At 71.9% G+C, this 22,782-nt stretch carries 18 protein-coding genes; 6 read left to right on the top strand and 12 right to left on the bottom strand.

Annotated elements, in window-relative coordinates; translation table 11 throughout:
• Nucleotides 1-50 precede the first annotated feature (50 nt).
• From ACZ6AQ_RS07580 to ACZ6AQ_RS07570, 3 genes are all read right to left on the bottom strand, one after another.
• On the bottom strand, nt 51-698 hold the full coding sequence (locus ACZ6AQ_RS07580) for a DUF6518 family protein (RefSeq protein WP_468758241.1): 648 nt from the start codon (nt 696-698) through the stop codon (nt 51-53).
• A 206-nt stretch (nt 699-904) separates the two neighbouring features.
• Nucleotides 905-1,867, bottom strand: coding sequence for a trypsin-like serine protease (locus tag ACZ6AQ_RS07575; RefSeq protein WP_468758240.1), 963 nt, complete (start codon nt 1,865-1,867; stop codon nt 905-907).
• Nucleotides 1,868-2,071: 204 nt separating this feature from the next.
• Nucleotides 2,072-3,427 carry an erythromycin esterase family protein gene (locus tag ACZ6AQ_RS07570; RefSeq protein WP_468758238.1) on the bottom strand — a complete coding sequence of 452 codons (1,356 nt, stop codon included), beginning with the start codon at nt 3,425-3,427 and terminating at the stop codon, nt 2,072-2,074.
• A 281-nt stretch (nt 3,428-3,708) separates the two neighbouring features.
• Between ACZ6AQ_RS07570 and ACZ6AQ_RS07565 the strand changes: the two genes are divergently transcribed.
• From ACZ6AQ_RS07565 to ACZ6AQ_RS07550, 4 genes are all read left to right on the top strand, one after another.
• Complete coding sequence (locus ACZ6AQ_RS07565; protein ID WP_468758236.1) at nt 3,709-4,902, top strand: alpha/beta hydrolase; 1,194 nt, start codon at nt 3,709-3,711, stop codon at nt 4,900-4,902.
• Between the two features lie 194 nt (nt 4,903-5,096).
• Nucleotides 5,097-6,971, top strand: coding sequence for a DNA/RNA helicase domain-containing protein (locus ACZ6AQ_RS07560; protein ID WP_468758235.1), 1,875 nt, complete (start codon nt 5,097-5,099; stop codon nt 6,969-6,971).
• 248 nt (nt 6,972-7,219) lie between these two features.
• Entirely contained in the window at nt 7,220-7,453 is a 234-nt protein-coding gene (locus tag ACZ6AQ_RS07555) for a hypothetical protein (protein WP_468758233.1), read from the top strand.
• Between the two features lie 425 nt (nt 7,454-7,878).
• Nucleotides 7,879-8,007 carry a DUF6408 family protein gene (locus ACZ6AQ_RS07550; RefSeq protein WP_468758232.1) on the top strand — a complete coding sequence of 43 codons (129 nt, stop codon included), beginning with the start codon at nt 7,879-7,881 and terminating at the stop codon, nt 8,005-8,007.
• A 61-nt stretch (nt 8,008-8,068) separates the two neighbouring features.
• Here the strand turns inward: ACZ6AQ_RS07550 and ACZ6AQ_RS07545 are convergent, their stop codons facing one another.
• The gene (locus tag ACZ6AQ_RS07545; RefSeq protein ID WP_468758569.1) at nt 8,069-10,183 is read right to left on the bottom strand and encodes a DUF2075 domain-containing protein; all 2,115 of its coding nucleotides are present in this window, start codon (nt 10,181-10,183) and stop codon (nt 8,069-8,071) included.
• A 217-nt stretch (nt 10,184-10,400) separates the two neighbouring features.
• On the opposite strand from ACZ6AQ_RS07545, the gene ACZ6AQ_RS07540 reads away from it, so the two are divergent.
• Entirely contained in the window at nt 10,401-11,384 is a 984-nt protein-coding gene (locus ACZ6AQ_RS07540; protein WP_468758231.1) for a restriction endonuclease, read from the top strand.
• A gap of 10 nt (nt 11,385-11,394) precedes the next feature.
• Here ACZ6AQ_RS07540 and ACZ6AQ_RS07535 read toward each other — a convergent pair whose 3' ends face one another.
• Nucleotides 11,395-12,951, bottom strand: a complete 1,557-nt coding sequence (locus ACZ6AQ_RS07535) for an MFS transporter (protein WP_468758229.1) — start codon at nt 12,949-12,951, stop codon at nt 11,395-11,397.
• Between the two features lie 411 nt (nt 12,952-13,362).
• On the opposite strand from ACZ6AQ_RS07535, the gene ACZ6AQ_RS07530 reads away from it, so the two are divergent.
• Nucleotides 13,363-15,015 (top strand): AMP-binding protein, encoded by a 1,653-nt coding sequence (locus ACZ6AQ_RS07530; RefSeq protein WP_468758227.1) that lies wholly within the window; start codon nt 13,363-13,365, stop codon nt 15,013-15,015.
• A gap of 52 nt (nt 15,016-15,067) precedes the next feature.
• Here the strand turns inward: ACZ6AQ_RS07530 and ACZ6AQ_RS07525 are convergent, their stop codons facing one another.
• The 7 genes from ACZ6AQ_RS07525 to ACZ6AQ_RS07495 form a co-directional block, all read right to left on the bottom strand.
• Nucleotides 15,068-16,546 carry an amino acid permease gene (locus tag ACZ6AQ_RS07525; protein ID WP_468758226.1) on the bottom strand — a complete coding sequence of 493 codons (1,479 nt, stop codon included), beginning with the start codon at nt 16,544-16,546 and terminating at the stop codon, nt 15,068-15,070.
• 120 nt (nt 16,547-16,666) lie between these two features.
• Entirely contained in the window at nt 16,667-17,698 is a 1,032-nt protein-coding gene (argF, locus tag ACZ6AQ_RS07520) for an ornithine carbamoyltransferase (RefSeq protein WP_468758224.1), read from the bottom strand.
• 123 nt (nt 17,699-17,821) lie between these two features.
• Nucleotides 17,822-19,054 carry an arginine deiminase gene (locus tag ACZ6AQ_RS07515; protein ID WP_388694030.1) on the bottom strand — a complete coding sequence of 411 codons (1,233 nt, stop codon included), beginning with the start codon at nt 19,052-19,054 and terminating at the stop codon, nt 17,822-17,824.
• Nucleotides 19,055-19,420: 366 nt separating this feature from the next.
• The gene (gene mmuM / locus ACZ6AQ_RS07510) at nt 19,421-20,335 is read right to left on the bottom strand and encodes a homocysteine S-methyltransferase (RefSeq protein ID WP_468758223.1); all 915 of its coding nucleotides are present in this window, start codon (nt 20,333-20,335) and stop codon (nt 19,421-19,423) included.
• Nucleotides 20,336-20,349: 14 nt separating this feature from the next.
• On the bottom strand, nt 20,350-21,273 hold the full coding sequence (locus ACZ6AQ_RS07505; protein ID WP_468758222.1) for an LLM class F420-dependent oxidoreductase: 924 nt from the start codon (nt 21,271-21,273) through the stop codon (nt 20,350-20,352).
• Nucleotides 21,274-21,579: 306 nt separating this feature from the next.
• Nucleotides 21,580-22,071 (bottom strand): DUF6099 family protein, encoded by a 492-nt coding sequence (locus tag ACZ6AQ_RS07500; RefSeq protein ID WP_468758568.1) that lies wholly within the window; start codon nt 22,069-22,071, stop codon nt 21,580-21,582.
• Nucleotides 22,072-22,196: 125 nt separating this feature from the next.
• Complete coding sequence (locus ACZ6AQ_RS07495) at nt 22,197-22,562, bottom strand: nucleotide pyrophosphohydrolase (protein WP_468758567.1); 366 nt, start codon at nt 22,560-22,562, stop codon at nt 22,197-22,199.
• Nucleotides 22,563-22,782 lie beyond the last annotated feature (220 nt).

Raw genomic sequence — 22,782 nt, 5'->3', positions numbered from 1 at the left:
TCGCGGCTTCGGGCGCCCGCCCTGCCGCCGCCCCGCGTCGTCCCGCGCCCTCAGCCGAGGAGGGTCGTCAGGATCATTTTGTCGAAGACGAGGTAGGCGAGCAGCGAGAAGGGAACGGCGGTCAGGAGGGTCAGCGCGCGTTCCCTGTGGGTGCGGCCCATGAGCAGCGGCACGAGGACCATGACGGCGAGGCACGCCCATGCCTGGGGGGCGTAGTGCAGGATCCAGGCGTAGTGGACGGCCTCCATGCCGAAGACGCCCGAGAGCGCGGCGAGGCCGATGACGCGGCGGCGCGGGTCGGTGTCCCGCCACCAGGAGCCCGCCACCCCGAAGAGGGGGCCGGCGACGAACGCCATGCCGAGCCAGACGAGGGGGGCGAACAGGGAGCCCATGCCGTCGCGCGCGACCTCCGCGTAGCCGTAGTAGCCGACGACGAGGCCGGACTCGGCGAGCAGGCCCGCGACGGCGGCCACGGGCAGGCCGGCCCGCCGGGCCGGCAGCGCGCCCGCGGCGAACGCGGCGACAGACCAGACCGCACCGGAGTTGGGGATCTGGTTCCAGGCCCCCGGGAGCCAGCCCTGGAGCAGGTTGGTCAGGACACCGAGGAGGAGTCCTCCGACGCATGCCGACGCCGTCGCGTGGACCCAGGCTGTTCTGTTCGTTTCGGGCACCGGGGCGGTGACGGGGGACGCGTTCATGGCGGCGCTCACGGTCTCTTTCGAAGGCTGCGGGGCCTCACGCCCCCTGTTGTGGCCGTAAAGATGCACGGAGCGGGCGAGGGGTTGCCTCGGCCTGCCGGGTCCCGGGGCTCCGCCGACGCCCGACCGACTGCCCGTGCGCCCGTGCGACCGTGCGCCCGCCCGACCGCCCGACCGCCCAACCGCCCGTGCGACCGTGCGGGACGTCAGGCGGCGCGGCGGGCCTTCCGGCGGTGCAGCGCGACGGCGGTGCCGCCCGCGAGGACCAGCGCCGACGCCGTGCCGGTGAGCGCCGCGGTGCTGTCGTTCGTACCGGTCTCGGCGAGGGCGGTGCCGTCCTGCGCCGTCGTACGGGCGGCGTTGTCCTTCATGGTCGTGTGGATCCACCGCGCGTAGGCGGGCGCGCTGGTGTAGAGACCGGGGCCCTTCGAGCACGGCACGTCCGGGGCGCCGGGGCCCGAGGTGACGCCGACGAGTTCCCACCGTCCGTTCCGGCCCTTCCGGACCTGGGGGCCGCCGGAGTCCCCGGAGCACGCCATGGCCCCGGGCGCGGGGCTGATCGTGCACAGCCGGATCGGGTCCGCGAATCCGGGCGCGCACTCGGACACGGCGCCCAGGCGGGTGTTCAGCTCCTGGAGGCGGTCCGCGAACGCGAACGTGCCGTCGACGGTGGTGCCGAAGCCGATGAGCCGGGTCGGGGTGCCCGGCCGGCCCGCCTCCTTCGCGATCCCGATGGGCTGCTGGGCGACCGGGCGGTCGAGACGGACCAGCGCGATGTCGTCCTTGTTGGCGCCCTTCCCGTCACCGTTCACGTAGCCGGGGTGGACGAAGGCGCGGTCGATCTTCCGGACGGTGCCGCCGGACTTCCGGTGGTCGCTGCCGACCCGGACGACGCCCTCCAGTTCGAGCCCGTCGCCCGTCACGCAGTGCGCCGCCGTCAGCACCCACTGCCGGTCGATCAGCGACGCCCCGCAGACGCCGTCGAGCAGACCGTACTTCGGGGCCGACTCCGGGATCGTCGCCATGAAGGGGTACGCCTCGGTGGAGTCGCCGCCGTTGACGATCGCCCCGGCGCTGCCCGCCGTGAGGACGACGCAGGCGGCAGCGGCGAGGGTGCCGACGACGGCGGTGCGGACCGTACGGCGGCGGGGCGGCTTCGGGCTGGTCACAGGAGTTCCTTTGGTTCGAGAAGGTGTACGCGTTCAGCCTCGCCGCCGGAGGTCCGCCGGACCATGGCGCCGGCAGGTGGACACGCGGTGCGGGCAGCGGGGGCGAGGACGGTGGGGACATCCCCCGCCCCGCTCGCCCCGGGAGCGGACGGCCGCCCCGGAACGAGCGGGCGGGGCGGGTCCGGCGGTCGCCGCCGGGGTCGTTCAGAGCTTGTCGGCGGCCCGGACCCGGTGGAGGTGGACGAGGACGTCGTAGGCGCGCCCGAGGGCGAGGGTGGGCGGGGGGTCGGGGGTGAAGGTCGAGCCGGCGTCGTAGACCGGCCGGGCGCGGTCGAGCCAGGCGCGGGCGGCGCCGGACGCGGTCCGCAGGTCCAGGTAGAAGTCGCGGTACCCGACCCGGTCCAGGGTGTGTTCGTTCGTGCCGGGACGTGCCGCCGGGACGGTGACCGGCTTCCAGTCGCCGTCGAGGGAGGTGTCCTTGGTGAGGAAGGAGCCGCCGGCGAAGCCGAAGCCGATCGCGGCGTAGTCGCGTCCCAGGCGGTCGCGCAGGACGGCGCCCTGGGTCTTCGGGTACATGTCCGGGTGGGTGGAGAGGTACCCGACGTGGCCGTTGTGGGCGGACAGCAGCATCTTGTGGCCGGTGTGGCGCCGCCACCACAGCACGTTGTCGGCCATGGCCCGGTCGCGCAGGTGCTCGGCGGCCGTGACCGAGGCCGGGTCGGCGAGGTCGACGGCGGCGAAGGCGAAGGTCTGCGCGATGTTCCGGGCGTGCTGCACGGTCCACGCGTACGCGTCGTCGTCGGTCCCCCGGCCTCCGGCGACCAGGTCGAACGCCTCCTGGGCGCGTGCGGCGTTCTCCTTCCGCTCCGTGGCCGGCCTGCGCAGGTAGGCGAAGACGTCGTCGAAGGGGCGCAGCCCGGCGTACAGCCCGGTGAGCCGGGGCAGCGCCTCCGGCCGGGTCGCGCGCACGGACGCCAGCACGCGGTCGAAGACGTGGTCGCCGAGCTTGGGCGCCCCGAGGTCGTCGCCCATGAAGTGGACCCGGTGGCCGGGGTGGCGGCGGTTGTGCTCGCGCATCCAGCCGATCAGGCTGACGAACTCCTCGCGCTCCCACGGGGATCCGGCCAGCGTCTCCTCCGCGACCGTCCGCGGGTCACCGGGCCCGCCCTGGAGGTACTCGTCGATCCTGAGCCCCGCCGACCAGCTCATCTCCAGGGCGAAGGTGGTGAAGCCGCGCTCCTCGACGAGGTACCGGAAGACGCGTTCCTTCATGGCGAAGAACTCGTGCGAACCGTGCGTGGCCTCTCCGAGACCCACCACCTTCGCGTCCCCGGTCATGGCGCCCAGCGCCCGGAGGTCCGCGGTCCCGCCACCGGGCTCCGTGGAACGCAGCGGGTGCGCGTCCCGTTCCAGGAAGCGCACGACGGCCGCTTCCCGGCCCGCCGTGACGGAGTCCGCCGATGCCGCGGAAGCCACCGGGGCGGTCAGCGCCGTGGCGGCGAGCACGCCCGCGAGTGCGAGCGCCCCCCGTCGGCCGGTCGTCTTCCTGTGGTCACGCATGGTCGATCACTCCTCGTGTGCGGCGACTCTCCGAGCCGATGAAACGATCTTCGTCCGGCGCGGGGCGGATCGCGCTGGAGCACCCCGCCGTCTTCGCCCGGGGGACGCCCCGGCACCGGGACGGGGGTCATCCCCCCCTTGCGCCGGGGAGGGTCCGGTCGTACGGGTTTCACGGGACCCGCAACCCCGGCCCCCGTCGGACGTCTGTCGGAATGAAGCCGCCGTCCGGCCCCCCGCGGTCACCGGCCGGCGCCCGCCCTCACGATCGTGGAGACCGTCCTGTGACGTACGACGACACACACCCCGCCATCCGCCGCCGCCTGCCCCGGGCCCGCGCCCTCGCCCTCGCCGTGTCCACGGCCCTCGTCCTGCCCCAGGTCCTGGTCGGGAGCCCCGCGTCCGCCGCGCCCCTCGACGCTCCGGCCCGGGAGTCGCGGGGCGTCGCCACCGTCACGTACGACCTGGGGGACCGGGCCCACCGGGTGCCGGGGACCGGGGAGCCGGTCGAGATCGCCGCGTCCGTGCACTACCCGAAGGACCTCGGCACCACGCCGAGGCCGCTCGTGGTCCTGCTGCACGGCTGGCACGAGACCTGCGCGGACCGTTCGGCGGAGGCGGCCCGCGCCGCCGCCGAGAAGGCCGGGGACTGGGACGCGTACGCGGCCGCCGGCCAGAAGCTGTTCAGCTGGCCGTGCGCCCCGGGCACCCCTCTCCTCCCCAACGAGCGCGGTTACGACTACCTCGGCGAGGAACTGGCCGGCGACGGCTTCATCGTGGTGTCCGTCCGGGCCAACGGCATCAACGCCTCGTCGGTGTCGGGCGACGAGAACGCCTCCGCGCGGGCCGACCTGATCAACCGCCACCTCGCCCTGTGGCAGCAACTCGCCACCTCGGGCCGCGGCGGTCTCGCCGGCGCGTTCCGCGACGCGGTCACGGGCGAGCCGCGACGCGTCGACTTCCGGCACCACGTCGACCTGGACAACGTCGGCACCATGGGCCACTCGCGCGGCGGCGCGGGCGTGACGTGGCAGGCGTCGGACCGCCACCGGGCCCAGTGGCCCGCCGGGGTCAGGGTCAGGGCGGTCATGGCCCTGGCGCCCGCCTACAACGTCATGACCGAGGACATGAGCGCGTACGGGATCACGAAGGTGCCCGTGGCCGTGGTCCGCGGGACCTGCGACGGCCAGGTCGGCCGCGAGGCCCTCTCCTTCGCCGCCGACGCGACCGCCGGAAGCTCCGCCGGGTTCCACCGGTTCGAGATCCCCGGCGCGAACCACAACTACTTCAACACCCAGTGGTCGCCGTCCGGCGGACAGGTCGCGGCCCGCGACGACGCCGGCCACGACGACGCCCGCCCCGGCCAGTGCGCGGAACCCGGCGGCTCCGCCTACGAACCCCAGCTGACCGAGACCGCCCAGCGCCGGATCGGCGCGTCCCTCGCCGGCGCCTTCTTCCGGCGATACCTCACCCGGTGAGGAGCGGCCCGGGGGTCACCTCGTGGCCCGAACTTGACGGAGTCCGGACGAGCTCCCTCCACATGATGCACACACAGTCTTAAAATGGCCGGAATCATCCGAGCGGCCCGCCGGGCTTCCGTTCCGCCCCCGCGGACTTCGAGGACATGCCCCCACCCGCACGAGCGTCGTTTCGTGCTGCCTGGGGGCATTTCTTGCTGTTCCGTGAGTCCGCCGCGTCCGTGGCCGCCCGTACGCTCGAAGGATCGTTGGCGCTGCTCCTGGTCGAGAACTTCCGGCACAAGCACAGCCACCAGCCGGGCGGCTCGGAAGTCCGGTCCTGGAAGCGCAGCCTTCCCGCCCTGGCCAACACCCTCGTCGAAGCCGGGCTCGGGGAGGTCGAGGTGCTGATCGAGTACGGGCTGCCGCTCACCAGCAAACGGGCGGACGCGATACTGGCCGGTGTCCACCCCACCACCGGTGAGCCGTCGTACGTCGTCGTGGAGCTCAAGCAGTGGAGCGAGGCGCACCCCGAGGAGGACGACCCGGTCCTCTGCCGGATCGACGCCTACTCGCACCCGGTGCTGAACCCGATCGAGCAGGTGCGGGGCTACTGCGAGTACCTGCTGTCCTTCAACGGGGCCGTGGAGCGGACGCCCGAGGCCGTCGCGGGCGTGGCCTACCTTCACAACGCCACCGAGTTCGGGGTGGGGTCGCTGCGGTCCGTGCCCGAAACGCTCCATGGCCGCATGTACACCGGTGAGGAGCGCGGCGCGTTCATCGACTTCCTGCGCTCACGTCTCGCTCCCAAGTCCGGCGCCGAGGCGGCCGACGTGCTCCTCCAGGGCAAGGTGCGGCCGTCCAAGCAGCTCATGAGCGTCGCGGCGGCCGAGGTGCGGGACCGCGAGCAGTTCGTGCTGCTCGGTGAGCAGCGGATCGCCTACGAGCTGGTGATGTCGGCCGTGCGCAAGGCGCAGCGGTCGAACCACAAGGAGGTGATCGTGGTCACCGGCGGGCCCGGGTCCGGCAAGAGCGTGATCGCGATGCAGTTGCTCGGCGAGCTGTACCGGCGTGGGGTCGCCGCCCTGCACGCGACCGGGTCGCAGTCGTTCACCAAGACGATGCGCAAGGTCGCGGGGGCGCGGAAGCCCGAGGTACAGAAGCTGTTCAAGTACTTCAACAGCTTCATGGAGGCCGAGCCGAACGACCTCGACGTGCTGATCTGCGACGAGGCACACCGGCTGCGGGTGACCTCCGCCAACCGCTACACGAAGGCCGCCCTGCGGACCGGCCGGCCCCAGGTGTCCGAGCTGATCGACGCGGCCAGGGTGCCCGTCTTCCTGCTCGACCAGCACCAGGTGGTGCGTCCGGGCGAGATGGGGACGAAGGAGCAGATCCGGCAGGCCGCCGCCGAACACGGGCTCGCGTGCACGGTGGTGGAGCTGGACAGCCAGTTCCGTTGCGGTGGCAGCGACGCCTACGTGCGGTGGGTCGCCGACCTGCTCGGCCTGGAGGGTGGAGAGCCGGCGGTCTGGGAGCCGGACGGCAAGGTGCAGCTCCGGGTCGCCGACACTCCTCAGGAACTCGAGGACTTCCTCGTCGCGCGCCGCGACGAGGGCTACGGGGCCCGGATGTCGGCCGGCTACTGCTGGAAGTGGACGACGAAGATCACTCCGGGCATGCGGGAACTGCCCGCCGACGTCGTCATCGGCGACTGGGCCCGGCCATGGAACCTGTACGGCGACCGGTCGGCGCTCGGGGCTCCGCCCGCGCCCCTGTGGGCGACCGACGAGGCCGGTTTCGGACAGGTGGGCTGCGTGTACACGGCGCAGGGTTTCGAGTACGACTGGTCCGGCGTGATCATCGGGCCGGACCTGGTGTGGCGTACGGACCACTGGGAGGTGGACCGTACGGCCTCCAAGGACCCGTCGTTCACCAAGGCCACCCCGGACGACCACATCGACCGTCTCGTCCGGAACACCTACAAGGTGCTGCTGACCCGGGGCATGGTCGGCACGATCGTCTACTCGACGGATCCGGAGACCCGGGAGAAGCTGCGGTCGCTGATCCCGTCGACGTTCGATGCCTAGACCGGACCCGTTCCGGCTTGACCGCCGGTGCCCGAGAACGGTCATTCGTCGCCAGAGCGGCACCATACGATCGGGCGGACGTCAGCCATCCGTACCACCAGTGGCACGCGCCCGCCGGAGAGTGAGATCGTCAATGGGCCGGCAGCCGTTCCTGCTCCGTGACGTCATCGACGTCACGGGAAGGAGTTCCCGCTCGTCCCGTACCGCACGCCCGGGGCGAAGGCGCTGGAGCAGCGGGTCCTCGGCGGGTGCGTGAGCCACGACGCCGCAGGGCCGATGCCCGCCTTCAGGAACGGCGGGACGACGGCGCTCCCCGCACGGTCCACCCGGGCGGCAGTCTCGTGGCGCGTCAGGGCAACGACGTCCGCCGGTGGGCGCGGGCCGGCTACCGCGCCGACGCGACGCCCGGCGCGACGCTGGGGGTGATCGGCGCCCCGCGCAACGCCCCTCGGACTGCTTCGTCCGGCTGCGGGAAGACCTGACACCGGGCATGCGGAAAAGCGCTCTGGGGGATATCGGGACCGGTCCCGCTCTCGTGCTTCCGGACCTCGGCTGGCGCGCGGTGGCAGGATCGAAGTTCTCCGCCGCACTGCCCCTGCGGCCGGCCTCGGCGCCGCCGGCCGCGCGACTGGCCGACTTCGAGGGGACGAATGCAGCGCTGGCGGAGCCGACCGGTTCCGGGCCGCGCAGTCCTGCCCGACGACAGAAATACTGCTCTTCCCTCAAGTCGGCCGTGCATTAGAGTTGTTCTCGCTGCGCACCTTCCCGGAGGGTACGACGCGGTGTTCAGGTACCGGTTCTCGACAGTGGTTCACGAGTGGTTTCCCTCATGTCCTGGACGTGAGGTGAGTGCGGATGCCCGGTAGGGCTGTCCCTGCCATTCCGATCACGTCGAGGAGTGGTATCCATGAACCCTGTCGAGTACAAGCCTGCGCGTCGTCACCGGCTTCGCACGATCCTGGTCGACGTCGCCGTCGGTGTCGTCGCCAATCTTGTGGTGACGGCCTTGGCGGAGGCAGCACGCCTGCTCGTGTGAGCCGGCTGGGTGGCGGGTCCGGAGAGCCCGCCACCCCACCTCTCTGTGCACCGCACGTGCGTCAGAAGAGCCTGAGCTCACCCTTGGCGGCCCCTCCTGAACCTCGGTTCTTGCGCGTACGCCGTCCTCGCCGAGGCCGGGGCAGATGCGCTCGGCGGGCCTCTTGCGGCAGGTTCTCCCACGTGGGCCGAAGACCGTGGATCTCGACGGGTCCCACCAGTTCCTTCAGGTAGGCGCGGGTCTCCTCGTCCGTGGAGTAGAGCACCGTCGCACGGCTCCCCCGCGTCATCAGCACGTGGTAGGCGTGGCGCACCAGTCGGGCGAATTCTTCGTCGCCAACGCTGCCGGCCTTCACTTTCGGATCGAAGGAGCCTGGAACGGCCACACGTTTCACATCGCGCTCCGGATCTCTGGCTTCTTTACCCCGCCGGAACACCCACTTCCCCTCCCGGCGCACCATGTCGTCTCCCATGATCACACCGCACCAGTCCCATTCGAGGCCCTGAGCCGTGTATACGCAACCGATCTGTCCCAGTCCGTTTTCGTGCACGGCCCAGACCCTGGAGGGTGGCGCATCGTTCTCGCAGGAGCTGTCACTGTCCGCGTTCCACGGACGATGCCAATCGCCGATACGCACGTCGAGTTCCAGCCTCTTCTCGTCGCCCTGGGGCTTCGTCCACGGCCAGCAATATCCCGCGACGAGTCGGGCGGAAGCACCGGCAAGCGCTTCGGTACGAATGATCCGTTCGAGTTCCTCGGGAGTGTCGGCGACCTCGACGTGCATGAGCCCGTCGGGCGTCCACCGGTCGGCGGGCTCGGACGTGATTCCCAGAACGGCTCGCACCCATCGGACGTAGGCGTCACTGCCGCCACACCGAAACTGTTCCACCAGTCTGTACCGGACGAGCTCGGCACCGTTCCGAGCGGCCGCCTCCTCGATCAGCCGAACGGTGCCGACGTCGTTCGGCCGGACGGACTGGGCCTCGTCCAGGAAGAACACGGTCAGGCGGGACGCCGCGAGCAGCTCATCCACCTGCGGGCCGGTGCCCTGCTCCTCCGGCTTCCAGAACCGGTTCGTCGACCGGTCGCGGAGGCGATGCGCTTCATCGCAGATCAACACATCCAACGGCGGCTCCGGCGGAGTGACGAAGTTGCTGAAGTATGTGAACGTCTCCCGGAACTCGCGGTCCCCGTATCCGACATGTTCCTGCATGGCGCCGTTGAAGGCCCGGCTGCCACTGGCGTACATGACCGAGCGACCCTGCGCCTCCAGCTCGGTCTTCATCTCCAGGCCGATGGCGCTCTTCCCGGTGCCGGCGCCTCCGGTCACCAAGAACACCACGCGACGCTCATCGGGAACCAATGTCGGATTGCGAGGGTCCGGCAGAACTTTGGCGGCGGTCTCGAGGATGTGGTCGGCCACCTTCTTCTGCCTCCCGCGCAGCGTGAATACCGTATCGGCGCCTTGCGACCAGATCATGGCGTCCAGCAGGGGGGTGTTGCGCACCCCCATTCCCTGGAGCAGAATCTCGGCGGTTGATGAAGCGCCCTCCGCCGCAAAGCTCTTCCGAAGGTCCGCGAGGAGCCGCTCGCGGCGGTCGCCCGTGTAGATACGCGCATACGCGCCTGTCGGTGCGACGACGTCGAGGAGCGGCCGCACGGATTCATCCGTGGCATTGTGGAGATAGGCGAAACCGTCGCATTCGAATTCAAGATTGCGAAACGGCCCCCGGTCGCCGGTGAACGCCGTGAAGTACTCCTGCAGCTGTAGCGCCGGATGCGGCTTCGTCCCCATCCCCGGCACATGCACCAGGTCGGCAGTGGCTTGCTCCACTCTGGTCACACTCGACCAGCGCTTCAGTTCCACCAGTTGCACCGACGGCCGGTTCTCCTCCGGATGGCGCCCCACCAGGACGACGTCGATGAGCCGCGGGCCGCCGGGCCGCTCCGCCTCGTCGATGGTGGCGGCGCACTCGACGACCATCTCCACATTTCCCCGGCCCGCGGCCACGAGGTCGCCCGCCAGACTCACCAGGCTTTCCGCCCATGCCGCGCGCTCGGTGACGGATGCCTCGGCACCGCGGAAGTGCCGCCAGCGCTCGGCGAGGTGCGGAACCATGAGACGACGCTTGTTCAACGACAGCAGATCCTGTGCAGCCATTTTCAACAGGAGCATGGACACGGAGCAGTTCCCCCAGGGCACGAGTGACTCGTGCGGGTGGGGGCATGTCCTTGGCGGGAAGCCCGTCGGGCCGCAGCTTCAGGAGATCTTACGGAGTCGCACCGCATCGTTCGACCCCGAGGTTCCCCGGCACTCGACTTCGGGCCGAGCCGGGCTGAAAGATCCCCTACCCTCCTCCTGGAGTGACACGAGCAGAACAGGTGGGGGAACCGTGCATGTGCCGCAGGACATGTTTCCGGAACTGGAGCCCGGTGAGGAAGGTCTTCGGAGCCGTCTCCAGGGCCTGAAGGATCGGGTCCAAGCAGTCTCCGATCAACTCGGGAAGCACCGCCGCCCGGCCGCATCGCTCAACGAAGCACCCACCCCTGACCGAGTCGCTGCGGAGGCTGCGCTTCTGCGGAGCGTCGAGCGTCATGGGGCAGAGCTCCGTCACCTGAGGACCGATGTCACGGACTGCCTGGACGAGCTCGCAGAGATCGCCGACCTGTCGGCCCACAAACGCGGGGAGGCGCTCGGACTCGCCGAAAGGGTGCGCCGTACCCCAGTCCACTCGCCCGACTGGGAAGACGTGCCCCTGTTGAGGCAGACGCTGGAGTACGCCGCGTCCCCGTTGCTCACTGCCGAAGGCGGGCAGCTCTTTGTGCCGACCCGTGTCTTCCTCGCGCGGTACTCGGAACACACCCAGATCCTGCGGGGACTGTGGAGCGAGTTGCAGAGTCTGTGCGTCATGCTGCTCGGAACGGTGGAAGACGCGTTGTCGGGGCCGGCGCAAAAGTCCCTCACCATGCGCCTCAGCGACATCGACGCACTCTCACCGGGTGCGTTCGAAAAATTCGTGGGCGCACTCCTCGAACGGGATGGCTATCGGATCCGGAGATCAACGGGAGGCGCTGGGGACAAAGGAGTCGACGTCCTCGCCTTCGACGAGTTCGCTCGCCCCATCATTGTCCAGTGCAAGCATTTCAGGGACGGAAAGGGAAGCGTCGGGCAGCCAGTTCCACAGCACCTGTACGGGGGTTCTGTGGTGTCGTGGCCATCCTCTCTGGCCATCGTGGTCACCAACGGCCGCTTCAGTACGAAAGCAGTCGACTGGGCCGGCCCCGTCGAGCGAATGCACCTGATAGGACGCGCTGGACTCGAACGCTGGAGCGAGCGCGGTGAACCGCTGGCCGACATCCTCAAGAGCGGTAAGTAAATAGATTCGCTCAGCCACCCGGAGGCATCATCGCGCCGCCCTTGAGGCGTTCGAGGTCCGAGGGGCGGACCTGGATGACGAAGAGGGCGATCAGGACGCCGACGGCGGCGAACACGGCCGCCGTCACGAAGCCCGCCGAGACGCCGGCGGTCAGGACCTGGTCGCTCCAGGGCTTCGGGAGCACGCCGGTCTCGGCGAACCGGGCCTTCTCCAGGGGGCTCGCCTGCGCGAGGAAGGCGGGCACCTGCTTCTCCGCCTCGTTGCGGCCCGCCGTGCCGAAGACCGTGACCAGGATCGACAGGCCGAGCGAGCCGCCCACCTGCTGCATGGCGTTGAGCAGGCCGGACGCCGCGCCCGAGTCCCGCTGTTCGACGTTCGAGAGCGCCATGACGGTCAGTGAGACGAACATCAGGCCCATGCCGAGGCCGAAGACGAGGATCGGGCCGAGGACGCTCCCCAGGTAGGTCGAGCGCACGTCCGTCAGGGTCAGCCAGGAGAGGCCCGCGGCCGCGAGCACCGAGCCCGTCACCATGAAGGGCTTGGGGCCGTACCGGGGCAGCAGGTTGGAGGTGAGTCCCGCGCCGACCGCGATGATCGCGCTGACCGGCAGGAACGCGAGGCCCGCCTTCAACGGGCTGAAGCCGAGCACCTGCTGCACGAACAGGGTGAGGAAGAAGAACATCCCGAAGATCGCCGCCGCCAGGCACAACATGATGCCGTAGGTGCCCGAGCGGTTGCGGTCGGCGAACATGCGGAGCGGGGTGATGGGCTGCCGGGAGCGCCGTTCGACCAGGAGGAACAGGGCCAGGAACAGCACCGCCGCGACGAACGAACCGATCGTGTACGGATCGCGCCAGCCCTCCTGGGCGGCGCGGATGAACCCGTACACCAGCGCCACCATGCCGAGCGTCGAGGTCAGCGCGCCGGCGAGGTCGAAGTGGCCGGGCCGCGGCTCCGACTCCTTGACGTGGCGGGGCGTCAGGAAGGCGATGAGCAGGGCGATGGGCACGTTGACGAAGAAGATCCAGCGCCAGTCGAGCCACTGGACGAGCATGCCGCCGGCCACCAGGCCGATCGCCCCGCCGCCGGCCGAGACGCCGGCGAACACGCCGAAGGCGCGGTTGCGTTCGGGGCCTTCGTCGAAGGTCGTGGTGATCAGCGAGAGCGAGGTCGGCGAGGCGATGGCGCCGCCGACGCCCTGGAGGGCGCGGGCGGCCAGGAGTTGCCACTCGTTCTGGGCCAGTCCGCAGAACAGCGAGGCGAGCCCGAAGAGCAGGACGCCCACCATGAAGACCCGGCGGCGGCCGAGGATGTCCCCGAAGCGCCCGCCGAGGAGGAGCAGTCCGCCGAAGGTGAGCGTGTAGGCGTTGACGACCCAGGCCAGGCTGGTGGTGGAGAAGCCGAGCGCGCTCTGGATGTGCGGGAGCGCGATGTTCACGATCGTGATGTCGAGGACGACCATCAGCTGGCAGGAGGCGATCACGAACAGGGCGATGCCCTTGCCGTCCTCGCCGCCTCCGTGGGAGGTCGTCGCCGCGGGAGCCGTCGGCTTCGGAGTGCTAGACATGAGCGTTCATGGCGTTGAGCCCTCACCGGAGGGAGCCGCCGTGGCCGGTCGGTCCACGGCCGTCAGTCCACCCTCACGACCCTAAGGCCGACCCGAACGGGTGACCAGTCGATCAAGCGGGTGCGGGACCGGCCGGAACGCCGGAGGACACGGGAGGGAGCCGTCCTCCCGGGCCGGGCCCGGACCCGTACGCCGGGTGGTCCGCCCGGAACCGGGTGAGAATGCGGACATGCGGGCCCTTCCCGGCGCCCTCCGGCGCCTTCGCCGTCCCGACGCCCCGCGGCGTCCCCGCGCCGCCGCCGTTCCGGGGCGGCCCCGCCGCGCCGCCCCGGGCCGCGCCCGCCGCGTCCCACCGGCCGCCGCCCGGGCCCCGGCGCGCCGGCGGCCCCGTCACGGCAGGGGGACGGACCCGTGGAGCTGACGCCCTCCGCCCACCTCGACACCTTCGCCCGCGACCGGCTGCCGCCGCCGGACCGCCTGCCCCGTCTCCTCCTCGGTCGCCCCGGACCGGTCTATCCGGACCGGCTCAACTGCGGCGTGGAGCTGCTCGACCGCACGGTGGAGCGGTTCGGCGCCGACCGGCCCGCCTTCCTCGACGACGACGGCGGGGTCTGGAGCTACGGGGAACTGCTCGACCGGGTCGACCGCGTCGCCCGCGTCCTCACCGCCGATCTGCGGCTCGTGCCCGGCAACCGGGTCCTGCTGCGCGGCCCGACCTCCCCCTGGCTGGCCGCCTGCTGGCTCGCCGTGATGAAGGCGGGCGGCATCGCCGTCACCGTTCTGGCCCAGCAACGCGCCCCCGAACTGGCCTTCATGGCGGAGACGGCCCGCTGCACCCACGCGCTCTGCGACGTCCGCTCCCTCGACGGGCTGCTCGCCGCCCGGATTCCCGGCCTCCGCGTCACCCCTTTCGGCGGGGACGGCCCGGACGACCTGCTGACCCTCGCCGCCCGGCGTTCCGGCCCGTACGAGGCGGTGGCGACCGCCGCCGACGACGCGGCCCTCATCGCCTTCACCTCCGGCACGACCGGGCGTCCCAAGGGCTGCGTGCACTTCCACCGGGACGTCCTGGCCGTCGCCGACACGTTCTCCGCGCACGTGCTGCGTCCGCTGCCCGACGACGTCTTCACCGGTTCGCCGCCGCTCGCCTTCACCTTCGGCCTCGGCGGGCTCGTCGTCTTCCCCCTGCGGGCCGGGGCGAGCGCGGTCCTCCTCGAACAGGCCGGGCCCCAGCAGCTCCTCGCGGCGATCGCGCGGCACCGGGTCTCGGTGCTCCTCACCGCCCCGACCGCCTACCGGGCCATGCTCGCCGAACCGGTCCGGAGCGCCGCCCCGGACCTCGGCTCGCTGCGCCGCTGCGTCTCCGCCGGGGAGAACCTGCCGGAGGCGACCTGGCGGGCCTGGTACCGGTACACGGGCCTGCGCCTGATCAACGGCATCGGCTCGACCGAGCTGCTGCACATCTTCCTCGCCGCCGCCGACGGCGACGCCCGCCCCGGTTCGGCCGGCCGCCCGGTCCCCGGCTGGCGGGCCAGGGTGGTCGGCCCGGACGGCCGGGAGGCCCCGGACGGCGAGGAGGGGCTGCTCGCCGTGCGCGGCCCGGTCGGCTGCCGCTATCTGACCGGTCCCGACGGGGACGGGGCCGCCCAGGAGCGGTACGTGCGGGAGGGCTGGAACGTCACGGGCGACACGTACGTCCGCGAGCCCGACGGCCTGTTCCGGTACGTCTCCCGGGCCGACGACCTGATCATCTCGGCCGGGTACAACATCGCGGGCCCCCAGGTCGAGGAGGTGCTCCTCGGCCATCCCGACGTGATCGACGCGGTGGTGGTCGGCCGTCCGGACGAGCTGCGGGGCCAGGTCGTGGTGGCGTACGCGGTGGTGCGGGAGGGGGTGCCGCGCGACGCGGGCACGGCCGCCGCGCTGCGGGCCTTCGTCCGCGCCCGTCTCGCCCCGTACAAGTCACCCCGCGAGGTCGTCTTCCTCGACGCGCTGCCGCGCACGGCGACGGGCAAGCTCCAGCGCTTCCGGCTGCGGGAACCGGTACGGGCGGAGAGCGCCTGAGCGGGTGGTGCCGGACGGACCGGGCGGGGGATGCGGGGGTGCCCGGTCGGGTTCACGCCCCCGGCGGCGCCGTCCCGGCGGTCTCCTCCGGCGCCGCGGCGAGCCGCGAGTTGCGGCGTCCGTAGACCGCGTAGAGCAGGGCGCCCGCCCCGAGGAACACCGCGAACTGCAGCCAGGTGCGCCAGCCCGTGCCCCAGATGAGGTACAGGCAGAAGCCGATGCCGAGGAGCGGGCTGACCGGGAAGAACGGCACCCGGAAGGAGCGCGGCAGGTCGCGGGCGCGGCGGCGCAGCACCAACACCGCGAGGTTGACGACCGCCATGACGGCGAGGGTGCCGATGGTGGTCAGGTTGACGACCACGTCGAGCGGGGCGAAGGCGGCCGGCACGGCGAAGACGGCGGCCACGATCCACGTGTTGGCGACCGGGGTCGCGGTCTTCGGCGAGACCCGTTCGAAGACCTGGGGCACGAGCCCGTCGCGGGACATCGACATCAGGATGCGGGTCTGCCCGTACATCACCGCGAGGACGACGGAGGCGATGGCGACGACCGCGCCGAAGGCGATGACCCCGCCGCCCGCCGACGAGCCGGTGACCCGGTCGACGACGAGCGAGAGCGCGGCCGGACGGCCGGCGACCTCGTCGGCGCCGAGCGCCCCGATCGCGGAGAGCGCGACCGCGCAGTAGAGCAGGGTGACGATCCCGATGCAGACGAGGATGGCGATCGGGACGTTCCGGCGCGGGTCCTTCACCTCCTCGCCGGCCGTGGTGATCGCGTCGAAGCCGATGTACGAGAAGAACGCCACGGAGGCACCCGCCGTGATGCCTCCGAGGCCGCTGCCCGCGAACGGGGAGAGGTGTCCGTCCTGGAAGGCGGAGAAGCCGACGGCGCAGAAGACGAGCAGGATGCCGATCTTGAGGACGGCCATGGCGGCGGTCGCCCGCGCGCTCTCCCGGACCCCGCGCACGAGGAGGGTGGCGGCGAGCAGGATCACGATCACGGCGGGCAGGTTGACCGCTCCGCCCTCGCCCGGTCCGGCGGAGAGCGCGGCGGGCAGCTGCCATCCGGTCAGGCTGTCGAGGAGTTCGTTGAGGTACTGGCTCCAGCCGACCGCGACCGCCGAGACGGACACGCCGTACTCCAGGAGCAGGCACCAGCCGACGAGGAAGGCGGACCGCTCGCCGAGGCTCGCGTAGGCGAACGAGTACGAGGAGCCCGAGACCGGGATCGCGCCGCCCAGCTCCGCGAAGGAGAAGGCGGTGAACACGCAGGTGACCGCGGCGAGGACGAAGGAGACGACGACCGCGGGGCCCGCCTTGGCGACGCTGTCGGAGAGGCCGACGAAGATGCCGGTGCCCACGATCGCGCCGACGCCGAAGCAGACGAGCTGGAAGAGGCCCATGGTGCGCTTGAGGCCGTGGCCCTCGAGGTCGGTGCCGGACTCGGCGATGAGCCGCTGCGGCGACTTGATCCGCCGGGAGGGGGCGGTCCGCGCGGGGGCGGAGTGGGGTCGCGGAGTGGACGGGGGCATGCGGGGTTCTCGTTTCTGGTGCGTGCGCGCGCGAGGGGGGTCCGGGCCTGCTCGCCCGAACCCCCCTGAACCGTGCGATCGTAAACCGCACCACGCATATTCACCCAATCAGGAGCAAAGCTATGCCCCGGGGGCCGCCGGGGCGTTCCCGGTCCCCGCCAGGGTGGCGACGAGGACGGCCTTGATGGTGTGCATCCGGTTCTCCGCCTGGTCGAAGACGATCGAGTGGGGCGACTCGAAGACCTCGTCGGAGACCTCCAGCTCGGTCAGGCCGTGCCGGGCGTGGATGTCGCGGCCGACGGCGGTGCCCAGGTCGTGGAAGGCGGGCAGGCAGTGCAGGAACCGGACGTCCGGGTTCCCGGTGGCGCGCAGCACGTCCGTGGTCACGGCGTACGGGGCGAGGGCGGCGATCCGCTCGTCCCAGACCTCCTTGGGCTCGCCCATGGAGACCCAGACGTCGGTGGCCACGAAGTCGGCGCCCCGGACCCCCTCCGCCACGTCCTCGGTGAGGGTGAGGGCGGCGCCGCTGACCTCGGCGAGCCTGCGGGCGTCCGCGACGACGTCCTCGGTGGGCCAGTACGCCTTCGGGGCGACGATCCGGACGTCCATGCCGAGCAGGGCGCCGGTGATCAGGTAGGAGTTGCCCATGTTGAAGCGGGCGTCGCCGAGGTAGGCGAGGGCGACGGCGTCCAGCGGCTTGTCCGTGTGCTCGGTCACGGTGAGGACGTCGGCGAGCATCTGGGTGGGGTGCCAGTCGTCGGTGAGGCCGTTGTAGACGGGGACGCCCGCGAAGGCGGCGAGCTCCTCGACCGTGGCCTGGCTGTCCCCCCGGTACTCGATCCCGTCGAACATCCGGCCGAGGACGCGGGCCGTGTCCTTGACGGACTCCTTGTGGCCCATCTGGGAGCCCGAGGGGTCCAGGTAGGTGGTGGAGGCGCCCTGGTCGGCGGCGGCGACCTCGAAGGCGCAGCGCGTGCGGGTCGAGGTCTTCTCGAAGATCAGGGCGATGTTCCGGCCGCACAGCCGCCGCACCTCGGTGCCCGCCTTCTTGGCGGCCTTGAGCTCGGCGGCGAGCGCGACCAGGGCGCGGAACTCCTCGGCGGTGAAGTCCAGCTCCTTGAGGAAGTGGCGGCCGGTGAGGTCTGTGGCCATGGGTCGCGCTCCTGTGGGTACGGTCGGGGGACTGCGGTCGGGGACGCTGGAAGTGTATACGCAGTTCAACATTTATATACAGCCCCCCTTTCCGGGTCCCGTCCCTCCGCGCGCGCCTCCCCCTCAGCCGGCGTCCCGCTCCACCGGACAGCTCATGCAGCGCGGGCCGCCCCTCCCCCGGCCCAGTTCGCTGCCGGGGATCTCGATCACCTCGATCCCCTGCTTGCGCAGGTGCGTGTTGGTGGTGACGTTCCGCTCGTACGCGACCACCACCCCCGGCTCCACGGCCAGCACGTTGCACCCGTCGTCCCACTGCTCGCGCTCGGCCGCGTGCACGTCCTGGGTCGCGGTGAGGACCCGGATCTCCGGGAGCCCCAGGGCCGCCGCGATGGCGGCGTGCATCCGCTCCGGCGGATGGTCGGTCACCCGCAGGGGGCGTCCCTCGTCCCCCGGTTCGATCGTGTACGAGCGGAGCATGCCGAGCCCCGCGTACTGGGTGAAGGTGTCCCGGTCCACCATCGTCATCACCGTGTCCAGGTGCATGAACGCGCGCCGCTTCGGCATGTCGAGCGCGACGATCGTGTGTGCCGAGCCCGCCGCGAACATGCCCCGGGCCAGCATCTCCACCGCCTGCGGGGTGGTGCGCTCGCTCATCCCGATGAGCACGGCGCCGTTGCCGATGACCAGGACGTCCCCGCCCTCGATCGTGGACGGATAGTCCGCCTGCCCCTCCGACCAGTGGTGGAAGGGACCCGCCCCGGGGCCGGTGAAGAGCGGATGGTGCTTGTAGATCGCCTCGAAGTGCACCGTCTCGCGCTGCCGGGCCGGCCAGCGCATGGCGTTGATGGAGACGCCGTCGTAGATCCAGGCCGAGGTGTCCCGGGTGAAGAGGTGGTTGGGGAGCGGGCCGAGGAGGAAGTCGTCCAGGTCGAGGGCGTGGAAGCGGACCGAGGTCGGTTCCCGGTGCGCCGCCAGGAACTCCCGCTTCGTCATCCCGCCGACGAGCACCTCGCCGAGCGCGACGGCGTCGAGGGAGTCGAACGCGGCCCGCAGGTGGTCGGTGGCCAGCGGGCCGTACTCCTTCTCGTCGAAGACCCGGTCCAGGACGAGCGCGCGGGCGGCCGGCACCTCCAGCGACTCGCTCAGGAGGTCCGCGAAGAGGTGCACCTCCACCCCCCGGTCGCGCAGCACGTCGGCGAAGCCGTCGTGCTCCTGCCGGGCACGTCTCACCCAGAGCACGTCGTCGAAGAGGAGGGCGTCCTTGTTGGTCGGGGTGAGCCGCTTCAGCTCCAGATCGGGCCGGTGGAGGATGACGCGGCGCAGCCGCCCGGTCTCGGAATCGACATGGAATCCCATGCGTCCATCCTGACGGAGCGGGACGTCGGTGGCGCGTGTTTCGCGGCAGGGGGGCCGGGGCGCGGCGGGAGCGCCCCGGGGCCGGGAGCCCGGGACTCCGGTGCGCGGCCGCGACGGCGCGCCTCCCTCCGCCCCGGAGCGCGGCCCCGGAGCGCGGCCCCGGGACGGAGGACGCGCGAGGTGGGGACGGAGGACGTACGAGGCCCGGACACAGGACGTACGAGGCCGGAAACGGCCGCGTCCGCCCAGGACCTGCGCGGCGGGAAGCCGGACCGGCCGTCCGCCCAGGACGCCTGCACGGCGGGAAGCCGGACCGGCCGTCCGCCCAGGACGCCTGCACGGCGAGAAGCCGGACCGGCCGCCGGCTCAGCCGGGGCCGTCGGCGGCCAGGGCCCCGGCGAGGGCGGTGATCGTGGACGGGCCGACCCGGCAGCAGCCGCCGACGAGCCGGGCTCCGGAGCGGACCCAGTCGGCGGCCCGTTCCGGGTCGAAGGCGCTCCCGCCGTGCCAGTCCCGCGTCCGGGCGTCCCAGCGCTCCCCGCTGTTGGGGTAGACCACGGCCGGTCTCCCGGTCACGGCGACGGCCGTCTCCACGGCGGGCCCCGCGTCGGCGGGGTCGCAGCAGTTGACCCCGACCGCCACCACCTGGTCGTTCCCCGCGGCGACCGCGAAGGCGTCCGCCAGGTCCTGTCCGGCCCGGGTCCGCCCGCCCTCGACCGTGTACGACAGCCACACGGGCACCCCGCACCCCTCGGCAGCCCGCAGCAGGGCCTCCGCCTCGTCCGCGTCCGGCACCGTCTCCAGGGCCAGGACGTCGGGTCCGGCCCCGGCGAACGCCTCGATCCGGGGCCGGTGGAAGGCGGCGAGCCGCTCCACCGGCAGTCCGTACCGCCCCCGGTACTCGCTGCCGTCCGCCAGCATCGCGCCGTAGGGCCCGACCGACGCGGCGACCCAGACCTCCTCCTCCGCGCCCTCCGCCGCCGACCGCGCGAGCTCCACGCTCCGGGCCAGCAGCCGTGCCGCCTCTTCCCGCTCCAGCCCCCGCCGGGCGAAGCCCTCGAAGGTGGCCTGGTAGCCGGAGGTGATGAGCACCCGGGCCCCGGCCCGTACGTACGCCGTGTGGGCCGCCTCGATCTGCTCGGGTCCGTCGGCCAGGAGCCGCGCGGACCAGAGCGCGTCCGAGAGGTCGCAGCCCTGTGCCTCCAGCTGGTGGGAGAGCCCTCCGTCGAGGACGAGCGCTCCCTCCCCGAGGGCGTCGGCGAGCGTGCGGGCCGGTCTCACCGGATCGCTCCCGCTCAGCCCAGCTGGGACTGGACCTGGGCGGAGATCAGCTCCAGGTGGTCCAGGTCGTCCAGGTCCAGGACCTGGAGGTAGACCCGGGAGGAGCCGATGGCCGCGTACCGTCCGAGCTTGTCGACGACCTCGGCGGGCGAGCCCGCGAGTCCGTTCGCCTTCAGCTCGTCCACCTCCCGGCCGATGGCGGCGGCCCGGCGGGCCACCTCGGCGTCGTCCTTGCCGACACAGACGACCAGCGCGTTGGAGTACACCAGGTCGTCGGCCGGCCGTCCGGCCTCCTCGGCGGCGGCCCGCACCCTGCCGAACTGCTTCTCGCTGTCCTCCAGGGAGGCGAACGGGATGTTGAACTCGTCCGCGTACCGCGCGGCGAGCCGAGGGGTGCGGGTCGCCCCGTGCCCGCCGATCAGCACCGGGATCCTGGACTGGAGGGGCTTGGGCAGCGCCGGGGAGTCGGTGAGCCGGTAGTACTCCCCCTCGTAGGTGAACCTCTTGCCGACCTCGGTCTCCCACAGGCCGGTGACGATCGCCAGCTGCTCTTCGAGGCGGCCGAACTTCTCCTTCGGGAAGGGGATGCCGTACGCCTTGTGCTCCTCCTCGAACCAGCCCGCTCCCAGGCCCAGCTCGATCCGGCCGCCGGACATCCGGTCGACCTGGGCGACCTGGATGGCGAGCACGCCGGGGAGACGGAAGGTGCCCGCCGTCATCAGCGTGCCGAGGCGGATCCGCTTCGTCTCCCGGGCCAGGCCGGCCAGGGTGATCCAGGCGTCCGTCGGACCGGGCAGTCCGTCGCCGGACCCCATGGTGAGGTAGTGGTCGGAACGGAAGAAGGCGTCGAACCCGAGTTCCTCGGTGGCACGGGCCACCGTGAGGAGGGTGTCGTAGTCCGCCCCCTGCTGGGGCTCGGTGAAAATGCGAAGATCCATGCCTCCATCCTGCACCGTCACATGGACGCCGACCTCTCCGCCACCACCCGGACCACCCCGTTCCGGTCAGACGGACGTCCGGCCTGCCGGCGGTCCGCGTCTTCCTCCTCCCGGCACGGGCAGCCCTGTCGGCGGAGGCGGAGGCGGAGGCACAGGGGCCGACGCCGGACAACGGTGTCCCGGCCGGTGACGGTCCGGGCGCCGCGCCACCGGCCGGCACCGTCATCGACACGGCCACCGCCAGAACGGGCCCGAGCCACGGGGCCCACCGCCACCACTCCGCCCACCACCACGGCTGTGCCGTCGTCAGCACGGCGCCTCCCGAGCCGATTCGGCGCGCTCCGGGACGGGGTCGGGCGGGCGGGCCCGCTCTCCGTCGCGTACGGCGAGGCGCCGCAGCATGCCGCGCACCCGGTCGCCCGACTCGTCGGCGGCGTCGATGGCCTCGATGCACTGCCAGTAGAGCGCCTCCTCGTCGGTGGCGCAGGCCACGCCCACCAGGGCGATCCCCACGTCGTCGAGCAGCTCCCCCAGAGCCGTCAACGCCCGCTCGGGACGGAGGACTTCGGTCAGCCGGGCCGCGCGCGGCCCTCCGGAGCCCCACACCGCCGGGTACTCCCCGATCTCGCTCAGCCCCCGCGCCTCGCCCCGCAGTTCCTGCGGACCGCAGAGCGCGAGACGGCTCCCTATCGCCTGGGCGAGGGCCTGGGCCTGCCACGCCTCCCCCACGATGTCCTGCGCCGTCCCGCTCTCCGCCAGTGCGTGCCGGCCGAGCGCGACGAGTCGCTCCGCTTCCATCACCACCGCCCCCGTTCCCACCGTGCGCCACCCACTCGGTCATTACCCAGAGTGAATCGAACTGAGTCCAAACACCAGGGGAATTCGGAAATCTGTGGACAGGGAACCTGAAGGGGAGAAGTCGATCACTCCGAAGAGTGACGATCTTCGGGTGCGGCCCCCCTCTCGCCCCCTCCGTCCCGCCGCCGGGCGGGGAAACGGACCTCGTTGCGGTCGATCTTGGCCGCGAGCGCCGCCAGCGGATCGACCCCGAGCACGGCGCAGAACTGGAGGAGGTAGGCGAGCACGTCCGCCACCTCGTCGGCGACCCGGTGGGCCGATTCCGGGTTCTCCATCACCCGTTCCGCCTGCTCCGGCGTCAGCCACTGGAAGATCTCCAGGAGTTCGGCCGCCTCCACGCTCAGGGCCGCCGCCAGGTTCTTGGGCGTGTGGTAGGGCTGCCAGTCGCGGGCGGCCGCGAACTCGACCAGTCTGCGCTGCAGCTCCGCCACGCCACTGGCCGTCGCGCCGTCCGACGCGCCGCCGTCCGACGCCCGGCCCCTCGTCGTCCGGCCCCTCGTCGTCCGGCGCCCCGTCACCTCACTGTTCGTCATCTCGTCGTTCGTCACCTCGCCGCTCACTTCCCCCGCAGCCGCCTCCGCACCCGTATCCGCGTCCGCCTCCGTATCCGCGTCCGCCTCCGTACCCGCGTCCGTCATCTCGTCGTTCGTC

The organism is Streptomyces sp. NPDC041191 (assembly GCF_055591945.1).
The sequence above is the reverse complement of the archived record's forward strand: the minus strand, read 5'-3'. Positions and strand labels throughout refer to the sequence as shown.